Here is a 14581-nt window from a genome sequence, read left to right on the forward strand (position 1 = left end):
ACTAGCCCCTTATGCTTCAAATTTTTTGAGAATAATGGTGGCATTGTGACCGCCGAACCCAAATGAATTGGACATGGCAATATTGACTTTAGTTTGACGTGGAACGTTTGGAACATAATCCAAATCACATTCCGGGTCCTGATTTTCCAGGTTGATCGTTGGAGCAAGTGTCTGATGTGTCAGCGACAATCCGCAGATTACGGCTTCCACGCCACCAGCAGCACCAAGCATATGACCTGTCATCGATTTGGTTGAACTCACCGCAAGCTTGTACGCATGATCACCAAACGCTTTTTTGATCGCAAGCGTTTCGGATCTGTCACCTACAGGTGTTGATGTACCATGTGCATTGATATAGTCCACTTCTTCTGGTTCGATACCCGCATTACGAAGAGCCATCTTCATGCAACGAGCTGCTCCATCCGGATCAGGCTCCGTCATGTGATGTGCATCGCCAGTGAGACCGTAACCAATCACTTCGCCATAAATACGAGCACCACGTTTTTGAGCATGTTCTAGGGATTCAAGAATTAGAACACCTGCGCCCTCGCCCATAACAAACCCGTCACGTTCTGTATCAAAAGGACGGCTCGACTTCGCCGGATCATCGTTACGTGTAGACATGGCACGCATTGCGCAGAACCCAGCCAGACCAGTTGGTCTAATGGTAGCTTCCGCACCGCCACAAATCATCGCATCCGCATCACCGTTTGCAATCAGCTTGAAGGAATCTCCAATGGAGTGTGTTCCTGTAGCACATGCCGTTACCACGTTGATGTTAGGACCTTTCGCCCCGAGAGAAATCGACATCTGGCCAGAAGCCATGTTGGATATCATCATCGGAATGAAAAATGGGCTTACGCGTTTAGGACCTTTTTGCAGCAATGCATTATGTTGGTCCTCCCAAGTACCCAATCCACCGATACCCGATCCGATCGACACACCGAAACGCTCTGCATCAATGTTCTCGTCAATTTTCAGACCACTGTCTTCAACGGCCTTGAAGCCAGCTGCTACAGCGAACTGAACAAAACGGTCCATTTTACGTGCATCTTTGCGATCCATGTACTCTTCCGGGTTGAAATCCTGGATCTCGGCTGCAATTTGAGTGGTGTATTCACTTACATCAAACGCCTCAATCTGAGAAATTCCGGACTTGCCTGCCATTAAACTGCCCCAGAACGTTTCTAAATCTTTTCCGAGCGATGTCATTACGCCCATTCCGGTAATTACAACTCTTTGTTTCAAACCGACTCACCTCTATATCGACTGCATTACGCAAGTATTTTGTGGGAATATCCGCAAGCAGACGTCTAGCCAGGCAGGACCCGAAGATCCGTTTGACCTGCGCCGCTTGCGGAATGAGAAAAACCAATGAATGATGAGAAGTCCCGCCTGTTCGAAAACAGGTGCGGGACTGAATTGACTTTAGGTATGAGATTGTATGTAGTTTACAACTTCACCTACGGTCGTGATTTTTTCTGCATCTTCATCAGAGATTTCCAAATCGAATTCATCTTCCAATTCCATGACCAATTCCACTACATCCAAAGAATCAGCACCCAAATCTTCTTTGAAAGATGCTTCAAGTGTAACTTCAGCTTCGTCTGCGCCCAAGCGGTCGACGACGATGCGTTTTACACGCTCCAATACATCGGACATCCGGTTCACCTCCTCCTTGGTATTATACGAGAATCGCAGGCAAAATGCCATAGAAGACATATGCGGCTCCCGGCCGGGGAACCCGGCCTTTTTCCGGCATTTCGGATCGTCCAGCGCCTGTTCCCCGACTATTGTTCAAGTCCGGGAAGAATTACATGTACATGCCACCATCAACATGCAGTGTCTGCCCTGTCATATAAGATGAAGCTTCTGAAGCCAGGAACGTGACAACACCGGCGATTTCATCCGGCTGGCCCAGACGAGACAACGGAATACCGTTCAACATGTTGTCCACGATCTCCTGGGACAATTCCTTCGTCATATCGGTCTCAATAAATCCTGGTGCAACGCAGTTAACTGTGATGCCGCGGGAGGCAAGCTCACGTGCAGATGCCTTCGTCAAACCGATGACCCCTGCCTTGGCAGCAACATAGTTTGCTTGTCCAGCATTTCCGAGCACACCCACAACAGAGGAGATATTGATAATTCTACCAGACCGTTGCTTCATCATTGGACGCGTAACCGCCTTAAGACAGTTAAACACCCCTTTGAGATTGGTTTCGATTACCTGATCAAATTCCTCTTCTTTCATACGCATGATCAGATTATCACGGGTAATTCCAGCATTGTTGACAAGAATATCAACATTGCCCCACGCTTCAATCGTTGCTTTGACCATTTGTTCGGCTTCATCCATCTGGCCCACATTCGCTTGAATCGTAATTGCCTGGACACCTTTGGCGCGAATCGCTTCCGCTACTTCCTCAGCTGCCGCTTGACTGCCCGCATAATTCACGGCCACGTTGGCACCTGCCTCGGCCAAAGCGAGTGCAATACTACGCCCGATACCACGGGACGCACCAGTAACGAGCGCATTTTTGCCTTGTAATGGTTTAGACATAATCATTCCTCCTTTCCCCAAATCCAATCATTGTTAATCAAATTAGTGCAGCAGCCGTTGCTTCGAGCGTCTCAAGACTGTTTACATTGTACAGTTTAACGGTTTTATCTGTTTTTTTAATCAAACCTGTTAACACACTGCCAGAGCCAATCTCGATAAAAGTATCTACACCTTGCTCAATAAGCCATGTCACACTGTCTTCCCATAAAACCGGAGAATAGACCTGATCTGTCAATAAATCCTGAACCTTACCGTCCTCCACAGGTCTTGCAGTCACATTCGCGACTACAGGGACCGCTCCGGGTGAGAACGAAACAGTTTTCAGTTTCTCAGCCAGCTTCTCTGCTGCACCCTTCATTAAGGAAGAATGGAACGGGCCACTTACTTCAAGTGTGATGGCACGTTTGCCGCCTGCTTCCTTAACCCGTTCAGCGACAGCAGCTACCCCTTCCTTCACACCGGAAATCACAATTTGTCCCGGACAGTTAATATTAGCAAGTTCAACTGCATCACCACTTTCGGATACGTCCCGGCAAAGCACCCCCAGCGCTTCCCGATCCGCACCCAATACCGCAGCCATCGCACCCTGTCCACCAGGAACAGCCTGTTCCATATATTGACCACGTGCCCGCACAATGCTTACCGCGTCCGCGAACGAAAGAACGCCCGCTGCGACCAGTGCACTGTATTCACCCAAACTGTGTCCAGCCATATAATCAGGCTGAATTCCTTTTTCTTTAAAAGCCTCAAACAATGCAATACTTGCTGTCAGCAGAGCCGGTTGCGTATTTGATGTCTGTTTCAACTCGGTTTCTGGTCCCTCAAAAACAAGATTGCTCAGCGAGAAACCCAGCGTCTCATCGGCTGTACGGAAAATTTCTGTTGCCGCAGGCACAGACTCATATGCGTCCTTGGCCATGCCCACAGTCTGCGATCCCTGTCCGGGAAATACAAATGCTATTTTACCCATCCAATTCATCTCTCCCAGCTGTCTAATTTACCAAACGAGTACCGATGCGCCCCACGTCAAACCGCCACCAAAACCAACCATAAGCACGGTATCTCCAGCTTTCATGCGGCCTTCTTCAGCAGCTTCTACCAAAGCAAGCGGAATGGAGGCTGCAGATGTGTTGGCGTATTTATCCACATTGACTACAACTTTCTCTTCTGGAAGCTCAAGTCGCTGCATTGCAGATTGGATAATCCGAATATTGGCTTGGTGAGGAACAAACAGATCCACGTCCGTACGCTCCAGGCCAGCCTTGCGCAGTACTTCGATTGTCGCTGTACCCATCACCCGTACTGCAAATTTAAACACTTCACGGCCATTCATGTAAATGTAATGTTTTTTGTTCTCAACTGTTTCTACGGATGCAGGCAGACGGGAACCGCCGCCCTCCATTTGAAGCAGGCTTCCACCCGCACCTTCAGCTCCGAGATCGAATGATTTAAATCCACGGCCTTCCGGCACTTCACCAACGATAACCGCGCCCGCTCCGTCGCCAAACAGCACACAGGTATTACGGTCGGTATAGTCAGTAATACGAGACAAACAATCTGCACCAATAACAAGTGCATTGTTGTACATGCCGCTTTGGATAAAGCTCGTTGCTGTTGCCAGACCGTATACAAATCCGGAGCAGGCAGCAGACAAGTCAAATGCCGCAGCGCCCTTGGCACCAAGTTTATCTTGCAAAATACAAGCAGTAGAAGGGAATGAAGAATCCGGTGTAATAGTTGCCACAATAATCAGATCAAGATCACTGCCAGTCATGCCAGCAGATTCAAGTGCTTTAATAGCTGCCTCGTATGCCAGGTCCGAAGTCGCCTGATCCGGTGCAGCGATGTGACGTTCCTTGATTCCTGTACGACTGACAATCCACTCATCATTCGTATCGACCATTTTCTCCAAATCGCTGTTTGTCAAAATTTTCTCAGGTACATATTTACCTGTACCGATAACCCCTACCGGGCGCAAATTATTCATGTCGTCACTCACTTCCCGCTAATTTCCTTAGATATGCTCTCCACCAGCTGGTTCTGTACTGCAATCCGTGCTTGGCGCACAGCATTTTTGATGGCATTGCCATCAGCCGATCCATGACTTTTCACCACAAGTCTGCTCAAACCGAGGAGTGGTGCACCACCATGCTCGGTATAATCCAGTTTCCGCTTCAAACCGCGCAGCTCAGGCATGAGCACAGCAGCAGCCAGTTTGCTTTTGAGCGACGATGAGAATTGTTCCTTAAGCAGAGCGAAAATGGCACCCGCTGTGCCTTCGAGGGATTTGAGCAATATATTCCCGGCAAATCCATCACATACAAGCACATCACATGCGCCTGTAAGCACGTCACGGGCCTCTACGTTACCAACAAAACGAATTGGAAGTTGCTCGAGCAATGGATAAGCATGTTTGGTTAACTCATTCCCCTTACCAGGCTCCGTTCCCACATTGAGCAGACCCACTCTTGGTGACGCGATTCCCTGCACTTTTTGCCGATACAAGCTTCCCATCAGACCATATTGTGCGAGGTGCTCCGGTTTGGCATCCATATTCGCGCCGAGATCAAGTGCAAGTACACCCACATCATCGATCGTTGGAATCATGGGCGCAAGCGCCGGGCGCTCAATACCTTCCATACGGCCTACCACCAGCAAGCCGGCTGTCATCAGCGCTCCGGTATTGCCCGCTGAGATCATGGCGTCTGCTTCGCCTTCCTTAAGCATACGACCTGCAACCACCATGGAGGCATCCTTCTTGCGACGGACTGCCTTCACCGGTTCGTCATCCGAACCGATCACTTCGGAAGCATGCCGAATAGTCAGATTAGCAGGTTTGGCACCTGACTGACTCAGAAGAGGTTCCAGCTTGGCTTCATCGCCGACCAGGACGATCTGTGTATCCGCCCATTCCGTTGCCGCGGCGATCGCACCTTCTACTGTTGCCGCAGGTGCGTTATCGCCTCCCATGGCATCAATGACGATTTTCATCCCAAATGACCTCCTTCTACGCTGTCTTCTCCACCTGAACGGTAGATTACAAAGTTGCCTTGAAACACCATTTCTTCACCCACATAAGTGAACACTTCCACTTTGGCTTTGCCCTTTTGACCCGATATCGATCTCACATAAGCCTTCGCAATACATTTCTCAGACAAATGGACCGAACGAACAAAACGAATGTCTGCGGAAGCCGTCAGTGCAATCTCGTCATTAATAACGGCTACAGCCAATGAGTTGGCCTGTGCAAAAACATAGTGTCCACGAGCAATGCCCGTTCTCGAAAATACGTGTTCTTCCTTAATCTCAAACAAGGAGATCCCACTCTTGTCCAGTTGCAAGTCCACAATATCACCGATAATCTCATGCAGGGGCAAGGAGCGCACCTGATCATAGGAACGCTCCGCCATCAGTTTCATCCGCTCCCGAAGCTCGGGAATCCCAAGCTCCAGTCTGTCAAGACGAATCGTCTGAATACTCACCTTCAATTGGCGTGTAAGTTCCTGATCCGTCACAAACGGGTTGTCTTCGATCATTTTGGTTAACTGCTGCTGCCTCTGTCTCTTCGGTACACGTTCGATGCCTGACACCCCCCGCTGTATCGTTTAAGGAACCGCCTAATCCGGTCAGTTCAATATATTCTTTCACGTTGCTTCTATAGTTGCATCCCTGTTCAGCAGGGTCGTTCTCACACATATTATGGTTCATGTTTATGTAACGTCAAATCTTAGAACCTGGTACTAAACTATAGTATATCTCATCCCGTGTCAAAAAGAAAGGCTGGCTGAACAAAAACAATCCTGCCTTGCGGAGCCTGGCTTCACAGTCCTGAATACAACCCGTAATGAGCCTTACTAAAATATCAAATACGTATATTGAACTTTATTCAAGAAGATAGAGTACAGGTAGAAAGGGTCTTTTTTGCGATGCTATAGTCTAAAAAAAGTAGCACCTCATCGAAATGAAGTGCTACTTGATGTCTAGCTATTATTGAGAGATGATCTCTCTTGCTTTGTACGTTCCGCACACTTTGCACACGTGGTGACTAAGTTTAAGTTCGCCACATTGTTCACATTTCACCATGCCCGGTACAGCCAATTTAAAGTGAGTGCGACGTTTGTCGCGACGCGTCTTGGACGTTCTCCGTTGAGGTACTGCCATTATTCCCACCTCCTTATCAAAATCAACCTTTGCAGGTAGTTGTTACAATGTTCGATTTTCACTCATGCTCATTTAAAAAAATCCTTGAGCCCTGCAAGCCGCGGATCGATAACTTGGTTATCACAACCGCAGTCACCTTCGTTCAGCTCATGGCCACACTTGGGGCATAACCCTTTGCATGTATCGCTGCATAGCGGTATAAACGGAAGATCCAGCAGAAAAGCTTCCTCGGCATAACCTTTCAGATCAACGCTCTCTCCATCCACGTAGAAAGTATCGTCGTCTTCAGGCAATTCCTCTGGCTGTTTCCCCTGCTTGAATTGCTCATGAAAATCAATATGAAAATGTTCATTAATCGGCTTAAGACATCGGGAGCATAACATGTCCACTCCTACTGTCAGTTTGCCATGAACATCCACAACGTCGCCCTCTCTGTATTCTGCAGATAAATCCGCAGTCAGCGGGGTAACGGCTGTGATATCCTGTCGGTTAGAAACCAGTTCCTTGATATCCCACTGTTCATTAAACTGCAGGGGTCGGTCACTGGTAGCCACTTTGCGAAATGGCATTAACATTTCCCATCACTCCAAACGAAACCAATCTCATAATTAAAGTTAAACGCCTTACGACAGTTATACAGGTCAAGCCTGACTCTTGCAACACATCATATTCCTGACTGTATGTATTCTGACGATTCCTCGTTAAAAGTATTATGAAATTGACTTAACAAACAAAAATCATTATACCGATTTTTCAAGACGTTTGTCAACACTTTTAACTTTACACCCTTTTTTAAAAATGACGATCCTAATCCGCTTTCGATCTCTGATACATTATAGGCTTACTATAAGTTAAACTACAAGTCATGCATTTTGAAGGTAGGTTCGGGCTATATCGACGAAAAGGATTCTTTTCTTTTTCGGGTGTACACTGCGATGTGATTTGAACAAAGGTATACCCATGTCCTATTATGGAACAAGATGAGCTCGGATATAATCGGGCTAGGAGTAAAGGATTCAACCGCAATTGAATATTTAACGAAAGGAGCGCGTTCTCATATGAAAGCCGTTGGCGTCATTGTTGAATATAACCCTTTACATAACGGACATGTCTATCATCTAAGCGAAGCCAGACGGCTCAGTGGAGCAGACGTTGTTGTAGCTGTGATGAGCGGCCCTTTCCTCCAGCGCGGCGAACCCGCCATCGTGGGCAAAAGGGCACGGACTGAGATGGCGCTGCATGCTGGCGCCGATCTTGTAATTGAACTGCCGGTTGCTTATGCTGTACAACCGGCCGAGTGGTTCGCCTATGGTGCGGTGTCTCTGCTGCACCGCACAGGCGTTGTGGACTCGCTCTGCTTTGGCAGCGAGTCCGGCGACCTGGACAGCCTGCAGCGCATTGCGCGCGTGCTGGCTGTGGAGCCCGCAGGGCTGCGCGAAGATATCGCGCGCCGCCTGCGGGAAGGCGCCAGCTACCCCACCGCATACGCAGGTGCGGCGGCAGCGCTGGCGCCTGGCGGCGTCGATGCGAACGACGCCGCTGCACTGCTGGGGCAGCCCAACAATTCGCTTGGGCTGCATTACCTGATCGCGCTGCAACGGCTGGGCAGCGCGATCAGGCCCTTTACAGCGGCGCGTACCGGTGCCGCGTATCATGAGGCGACGCCCGGACCGGGGGCGATCGCCAGTGCAACTGCCGTCCGCCGCCTGCTGATGACGGACGGGCCCGAAGCCGCCGCGCCATACGTGCCGGCGGCAACCCTTGCCATTCTGCAGCGCGAATGGCAGGAAGGGCGCGCTCCCGTGCACTGGGAGCGCTTTGCACAGCCGCTGCTGCACATCGCGGCCACACGCCGTGCCTCCGAACTGGAGCAGATCGCCGAGGTCACGGAAGGACTCGAACACAGGCTGAGCCGCACTCTTGCTCAGCTCCCGGAGCCTTCAGTCGATGCATTGCTGAACGCACTCAAAACGAAACGGTACACACGCACAAAACTACAGCGCATGCTGACCCATATCCTGCTGAATCATACCAAGGCCGAATGTTCGTCCGAGAAGCTGGCTGAAGGGCCCGCATATCTTCGAGTGCTTGGGTTTAATGCACAAGGACAGGGCCTGTTGAAACAGATGAAAAAGACGGCTTCTTTGCCCGTTCTGCTGAAACCATCAACCTTTGTCCATAATCAGTTGGAGCTGGATGTACAGGCTCAAGCAGCATATGCACTCGCCTGCGAACACACCGATACACGTATGATGTACAGCGACTACTATGACCCGCCTGTGAGGCTCTAACTCTACGTTCAGTCCTATCCAAAGCTGGTTCAACATAAACGATTTCGAAACACAAGTTCAATATATCGACTCACAAGCTTTTGCTGGAGCCAACGCTTAACCATCGATTGATGCAATCCTGATCTATTATTATAAAATCGATCGGACTCTCGTTGATCATGCGTTATTTTATATCGATCATTCACACAAAATCCCCCTATTGCACACCGATTCGGCATCGTTGCAATAGGGGGATTTTACATCATCCTGGTATTCTTTTAGTCATGCTAATCACTAATAAGGATCGTTTTAGGATTTTACAGACAAGGTTTTCAGATAAGCCAGCGCATCATCCACCGTGCTGACAGGAATAAGTTTCATTTTGGTACCAATCTGTTCAGCCTTGGCTTCAGCTTCTTTATAATTATCCTTCGGCACAAAGAAAAACTCTGCTTCTTTCCGATCTGCCGCAACAATTTTGTGCACAACTCCACCAATAGCGCCAACCACACCTTCTTTGTTAATGGTGCCTGTGCCAGCAATCCGGTGACCTTTCGTCAAATCTCCTGGGGTCAACTGATTGTAAATTTCCAGGGTGAACATCAGTCCGGCAGATGGACCACCTACCTGAGTATCCGTAAAGGATATCTGTTTATCCGGATCTTCTGCTTTCACTTTCTGAACCGCTCCGATCATGACACCCAGTGCCGGGCGAACTTCACCCGTTTTGCTATCTTTCACTTCAATCAGTTGAACGTCGCGGCTGATCGTTTCTCCGCCTCGCTCCAATTGCATCTCAACCGTATCTCCGACCTTTTTGTTCTTTAACTGCTCAGACAGCACCGTATTGTCCGGAGTTGCCGTTCCGTTTACACCCAAAATAATATCTCCGGGCTCAATATCTCCTTTAGGCTTGGGATCCTCAGACAACCCAAATACAAAAATATGCTCAGGAACAATGGAGTATTTCACTCCCGCCTGCTCATAAGCTGCCTCCATGGCCGAGGATTGTGAATCACTCATGAACCAGACCTGTTCGGCAGAATATTCCGCTTCGCTTTTGCCGCGCAGCCGATCTTCTTTTTTATCCACTTGAGCATTTCGATTAAACAAGGAGGTTCCTAGCAAAAACACATTGGCGTATGTTGCCGACACTGTCGTCATCATAAAAACTCCGCGTTCTTCCTTATCCCCCTCTTTCACGGTAACCATGGGTTTTACTTCGTCGGCACTACCAGGCATATAAATGATATATGGCGTTGGCATATACACCGCAACATAGACGACCAGAGCCACCACGATCACAAAGATCGAAGCTCTGAATCCGCCAGATTTCCGAATCTGATTCATTGCATGAGCCCCCGTTCTTTGCGTATCTTTCAATAATTATAAGTCTAACACTCTCATGCTTTTGCATACAATGGTACAGGCCGGATAGGCCGCTGTTTACAGTCGCTTATCCGGTCAAGGCCGAAGCGTCCACGGACGTCATTCGGCCGTCCACAACTAATCCTGGCCGAGTGTATGCGGCACGATCCATATGAGGTGAAACAATGACAATGCAGAGCGAAGTTACGGGCTCTGGACCGTTACGAACGGTACTTATGAGTACAGGCGCTTTATTGCTGGTAATTGCAGTAGTTGTGTCTCCGAAAGATGCATTCGATGCCTCTATTCAAGGTTTGGATATCTGGTGGAAAATCATCTTTCCAGCCATGCTTCCATTCCTGATGTTATCCCAAATGCTGACTGCATTCGGCTTTACCCACGCACTTGGCGTCTTATTAGGGCCATTAATGCAGCGCTGGTTCCGTCTGCCGGGCAAAGCCGGACTGGCCATTGTTGTCGGCATGTGTGGCGGCTTTCCGGCAGGAGCAGATACCGCCTCCCGCTTAGTGCAGGATCAACAAATTACCGCCAAACAGGCGGGTATTGTCGCAGCAGCATCTCATTTCGCCAATCCATTGATGATTATACTTGTCATCGGTGCAGCTTTTCTTCATCAGCCTGCTGCCGGATATTTCCTTCTGATTGTTCACTGGGTTAGTGGCTGGATTGCCACCATGATCGGAGTACGACTCCTACCCAAGGAATTAAAAGGAAAAAAATCCTCAACTGCAACCCCTTCTTCGTATAAACGACGGAGCCTACGGTCACAAATGATGCTTGCAGCGCGTGAAGCCCAGGAACGTGACGGACGCGGGTTCGGCAAATTGCTTGGTGACACGGTCTCCCAAGCTGTGCAAACCTTAATGATGACCGGAGGATATATGATTGTGTTTGCCGTGTTTGTTCGGCTGCTCACCCTCTATATCACCCCCGGTACTTCAGTTGCTTTTTGGCCCTCACTTCTGGAACTGCATCTCGGAACTTATCATCTGAGTCAGAGCCCACTGACACCCGTTCTGCTAATGTCTTTGCTTGCAGCTGTTCTCGGCTGGGGAGGTCTATGCTCTCATCTGCAAGTCTCCGCCGTGCTGAAAGCTGCTGGTCTTGCCGCAATATCCATGTTGTATTTGGCCGGAATCCGCCTGCTTCATGCATTGGTTGCATTTTTCATCAGCTTGCTGCTGTGGCTGCCTTTCAGCCGTTACAGCTCCGAAGTCTGGGCCACGTTTCAGAACAATCCGGACAATGGTTTGACACCTTTCCTAACCAAGCAGTCCCTGGTAGGCATGAATACCTCCGACATCATCGATGCCGTCTGGATTGGTTTCCCTGCTGCCTGTATCGGTCTGGCATTGCTGCTCACCGTCATGATCTGCCTATCCGGGCTGACCTTTTGGTTTAACCGCCGGTTTTCTCGCTAATTTTCTGACGCAACGCAGCTTCCACTTCAGGTGAGACCAGATCGGTGACATCTCCATGGTAGTGGGCAATTTCCTTGACGATGCTGGAGCTCAGATAAGAATATTTCGGATTGGTCATCATAAAAATGGTTTCCGCATCCGGATTTAACTTGCTGTTCGTCGAAGCCAGCTGAAGCTCATATTCAAAATCTGTCACCGAGCGGATACCACGGACAATGACCTGAGCATCTTTTTGCCGTACATAATTTGCCGTCAGATCACGGAAGCTGTCCACCTCCACATTAGACAGATGACTCGTGACTTCCGTAATAAGACTCTTGCGTTCTTCCACCGTAAATAATGGATTTTTGCTCATATTATTCAATACAGCCACGATGACGCGATCGAACTGCTTAGACGCCCGGGCAATAATGTCCAGATGGCCCATAGTTACGGGATCAAAACTGCCTGGATATACGGCAATTCGTTCCTGACGATGTATCATTTCACTCATGAGGAGCCTCCTCTTCCGCTGTGCTAGGTTCTCCATCTTCTGTTGTTGCAGCAGGTGCATAATAATAATAGATGGATACAGCTGTCTCCCCATACAATGCCTTGCGCGTTTGTTCAAACGGGCCGAATTGCTCAGGGTAACTATATTTGGATTCATATTCAAGCACGATGGTCGCTTCCGGTTCAAGCAGATCCAGTTCATGCATTGTAAGCATTAACTCGTCCCCATTTTTCATACGGTAGGGCGGATCAAGAAATACGAGATCAAATTTTGTGCTTCGCTTGGCGAGCGCCTTCAATGCACGACTGGCATCATTCCGGTATATAGCCGCCTGATCTTCCAGCTTGGTTGCTTTCAGATTTGCACGGATCACTTCAATACTTTTCGATTCCAAGTCAACAAAAACAGCCTTGTCCATGCCGCGGCTCAGTGCCTCAATACCGAGACCACCACTGCCTGCAAACAGATCCAATGCTGTACCGCCCTCAAAATACGGGCCAATCATACTAAACAACGCTTCCTTCACCTTGTCGGTGGTCGGCCGCGTCCCTGTGCCAGGAACAGCCTTCAGCGGTCTGCCTTTCGCACTCCCAGATACCACTCTCACTGATGAGTCACCTTTTCTCTCTATGTAAGTTTATTGATAAAGCTATCGTACCACAATCGGGTTCAGTTTGAAAAATAGTCCGTCTGCTTTCTCGTCGAAATATTGTTGACGAATTGTTGACGCATATGTATAAAAAGGAAACTTTCCGGCCATCCTGTAATTATCGACATCACAAGTGTCGTAGACAACCGCGGAGAAGACTTACGTTTCCCCATAAGCTCTTCGTCCGGTTTCTCCTCTCCCATGAAAAAGAAGCTCTCGAAAGAGGGCTTCTTTTTGTTATCATTATTAAGTACCATAACCACATTGACCAATTATAAAAATGTTGCCCTCAGACAACACTATTCCCCATATTCATTCATACTGGCTTCGAATTCGGTCTGTAACCATCCAATATCTTTCAGCCATTCCTCCATGTCATTCATAAATTCCGTATGAATCAAGTGTTCGATCTTATATTTCTTCAGTTTATCACTCAGAAAAGCATAGAAATAATGACTCAGCTCATATCGCTGTCTGCTTTTGCTAAACGTTTTATACTGATCCTCACTGACTGTCATATCAAAGTAAATCGTATTGTCCTTCTTCGCGTATCTGACCGTCGATTTCCTCTCATATTCTTCAGGCAGACATCTGAAAACAAAGAACAGCTCAATACCACACGCTTGATACTTACTTTCTGCTTTATCAAACACAGGCTGTAATTCATCCGAAAGTGCGGCTACCTGCGTTAATCCAGAGGTGTCGGTTGATTTATCCAGTATCATGGCACATGCCCTCTCTTCTAGCTAATTTCGATGCACACAACGTCAGGCAGTAGAGACATGTTTCTTCCCTCAATCCACCTTATTGGATTCTCTTCTCCTGCGCATGGATACATTCAAACTCAACAGCGGCATCAATAAACCCAGGGCAGGCAAGGCCATATTCCAGGACTGATATCTCACGGATTGAATGATCATCAAACCAATCGCCATCAGCATGATGATCTGTATAATCTGGTATCTGTCCAAATTCCTTTTGAAAGCCTTTTTGGAAATCATCCGAATCAGGAAATAGGCAACGGTACTATAGAAAACAGCCATTCCGAGAATGGCAAAGAATATGATTAAAGCAGCATTGCCCAAGATTTTCCCTCCTTCACTCCACTCAACTTAATCCCCTTAATTTTACCATAAGAGCGAAAGAGTGTCATCGGAATGCTCCTGCCTGAACTCTTGCACCGCCCCTCATTTACTTCTCTTCACTAATCACTGTCGCGTTATAGATCACAATCCGTTTGCCATCCAGATCAAAAAGTACCTTATTTCCATACTCCGTATCTTGCAAATCAATTTTACCCTCATACGTATGAATCAATTCTCCCGAATTACTGTATACGTTGACCACACGCTCCAGACCCCCGGAGTTGTTGGATCGCATCGTTTTCAGCGCACGTTCACCTGAAGCCGTGTTGAAATACCAGATTAAGCATCCTACGATGATGCCTAGTATGACGAGAATCGTTACCCATACACCTGTCTTTGCTTTTCTGCTCAAAATAAGCCCCTCCTTTATCCATGTCCAGTACAGTACGAGACAGATACGGTAGCGGTTTCATAGATCATCATCTGATAACAGCAAACAGAGGCCCCCAGTGTTGGAGACCTCTATCCTTAGCTACATCTTATACAGCGC

Annotated in this window: 17 protein-coding genes; 2 read left to right on the forward strand and 15 right to left on the reverse strand. The window is 48.2% G+C overall.

Features of this window, described 5'->3' with window-relative positions; translation table 11 throughout:
* Positions 1–9: 9 nt before the first annotated feature.
* From fabF to CS562_RS02425, 9 genes are all read right to left on the reverse strand, one after another.
* Complete coding sequence (gene fabF / locus CS562_RS02385; RefSeq protein WP_099853345.1) at positions 10–1248, reverse strand: beta-ketoacyl-ACP synthase II; 1239 nt, start codon at positions 1246–1248, stop codon at positions 10–12.
* Between the two features lie 180 nt (positions 1249–1428).
* Positions 1429–1662: an acyl carrier protein gene (acpP, locus tag CS562_RS02390; RefSeq protein WP_024630176.1), complete on the reverse strand. Its 234-nt coding sequence runs from the start codon at positions 1660–1662 to the stop codon at positions 1429–1431.
* Positions 1663–1813: 151 nt separating this feature from the next.
* The gene (gene fabG / locus CS562_RS02395; protein WP_063564667.1) at positions 1814–2563 is read right to left on the reverse strand and encodes a 3-oxoacyl-[acyl-carrier-protein] reductase; all 750 of its coding nucleotides are present in this window, start codon (positions 2561–2563) and stop codon (positions 1814–1816) included.
* A 37-nt stretch (positions 2564–2600) separates the two neighbouring features.
* On the reverse strand, positions 2601–3533 hold the full coding sequence (gene fabD, locus CS562_RS02400; RefSeq protein WP_099853348.1) for an ACP S-malonyltransferase: 933 nt from the start codon (positions 3531–3533) through the stop codon (positions 2601–2603).
* Between the two features lie 27 nt (positions 3534–3560).
* Complete coding sequence (locus CS562_RS02405) at positions 3561–4550, reverse strand: beta-ketoacyl-ACP synthase III (protein ID WP_063564927.1); 990 nt, start codon at positions 4548–4550, stop codon at positions 3561–3563.
* 8 nt (positions 4551–4558) lie between these two features.
* Positions 4559–5554, reverse strand: coding sequence for a phosphate acyltransferase PlsX (gene plsX / locus CS562_RS02410; RefSeq protein WP_064639094.1), 996 nt, complete (start codon positions 5552–5554; stop codon positions 4559–4561).
* Positions 5551–6099, reverse strand: a complete 549-nt coding sequence (gene fapR / locus CS562_RS02415) for a transcription factor FapR (RefSeq protein ID WP_205525006.1) — start codon at positions 6097–6099, stop codon at positions 5551–5553. Before fapR ends, plsX begins: the two co-directional genes overlap by 4 nt.
* Positions 6100–6550: 451 nt before the next feature.
* Positions 6551–6724 carry a 50S ribosomal protein L32 gene (rpmF, locus tag CS562_RS02420; protein ID WP_017689233.1) on the reverse strand — a complete coding sequence of 58 codons (174 nt, stop codon included), beginning with the start codon at positions 6722–6724 and terminating at the stop codon, positions 6551–6553.
* A 68-nt stretch (positions 6725–6792) separates the two neighbouring features.
* Positions 6793–7299, reverse strand: coding sequence for a YceD family protein (locus tag CS562_RS02425; RefSeq protein ID WP_076289478.1), 507 nt, complete (start codon positions 7297–7299; stop codon positions 6793–6795).
* 483 nt (positions 7300–7782) lie between these two features.
* Between CS562_RS02425 and CS562_RS02430 the strand changes: the two genes are divergently transcribed.
* Positions 7783–9015 carry a nucleotidyltransferase gene (locus CS562_RS02430; RefSeq protein ID WP_099853351.1) on the forward strand — a complete coding sequence of 411 codons (1233 nt, stop codon included), beginning with the start codon at positions 7783–7785 and terminating at the stop codon, positions 9013–9015.
* 288 nt (positions 9016–9303) lie between these two features.
* Here the strand turns inward: CS562_RS02430 and CS562_RS02435 are convergent, their stop codons facing one another.
* Complete coding sequence (locus CS562_RS02435) at positions 9304–10344, reverse strand: SepM family pheromone-processing serine protease (RefSeq protein ID WP_076289476.1); 1041 nt, start codon at positions 10342–10344, stop codon at positions 9304–9306.
* Between the two features lie 203 nt (positions 10345–10547).
* Between CS562_RS02435 and CS562_RS02440 the strand changes: the two genes are divergently transcribed.
* Positions 10548–11804, forward strand: coding sequence for a nucleoside recognition domain-containing protein (locus CS562_RS02440; RefSeq protein ID WP_099853354.1), 1257 nt, complete (start codon positions 10548–10550; stop codon positions 11802–11804).
* Here the strand turns inward: CS562_RS02440 and coaD are convergent.
* The 5 genes from coaD to CS562_RS02470 all read right to left on the reverse strand — a co-directional run bounded on the left by coaD (position 11782) and on the right by CS562_RS02470 (position 14443).
* Positions 11782–12288 (reverse strand): pantetheine-phosphate adenylyltransferase, encoded by a 507-nt coding sequence (coaD, locus tag CS562_RS02445; RefSeq protein ID WP_099853707.1) that lies wholly within the window; start codon positions 12286–12288, stop codon positions 11782–11784. The two genes, CS562_RS02440 and coaD, sit on opposite strands and share 23 nt — an antisense overlap.
* A 1-nt stretch (position 12289) precedes the next feature.
* Positions 12290–12904 carry a 16S rRNA (guanine(966)-N(2))-methyltransferase RsmD gene (gene rsmD / locus CS562_RS02450; protein ID WP_099853356.1) on the reverse strand — a complete coding sequence of 205 codons (615 nt, stop codon included), beginning with the start codon at positions 12902–12904 and terminating at the stop codon, positions 12290–12292.
* A 341-nt stretch (positions 12905–13245) separates the two neighbouring features.
* The gene (locus CS562_RS02460) at positions 13246–13671 is read right to left on the reverse strand and encodes a hypothetical protein (protein WP_099853363.1); all 426 of its coding nucleotides are present in this window, start codon (positions 13669–13671) and stop codon (positions 13246–13248) included.
* Positions 13672–13740: 69 nt separating this feature from the next.
* Positions 13741–14031: a hypothetical protein gene (locus tag CS562_RS02465; protein ID WP_099853365.1), complete on the reverse strand. Its 291-nt coding sequence runs from the start codon at positions 14029–14031 to the stop codon at positions 13741–13743.
* A gap of 106 nt (positions 14032–14137) precedes the next feature.
* Positions 14138–14443, reverse strand: a complete 306-nt coding sequence (locus CS562_RS02470; protein ID WP_076289472.1) for a hypothetical protein — start codon at positions 14441–14443, stop codon at positions 14138–14140.
* Between the last annotated feature and the right edge of the window lie 138 nt (positions 14444–14581).

The organism is Paenibacillus sp. LK1 (assembly GCF_002750415.1).
GTDB classification, from domain to species: Bacteria; Bacillota; Bacilli; order Paenibacillales; family Paenibacillaceae; genus Paenibacillus; species Paenibacillus taichungensis.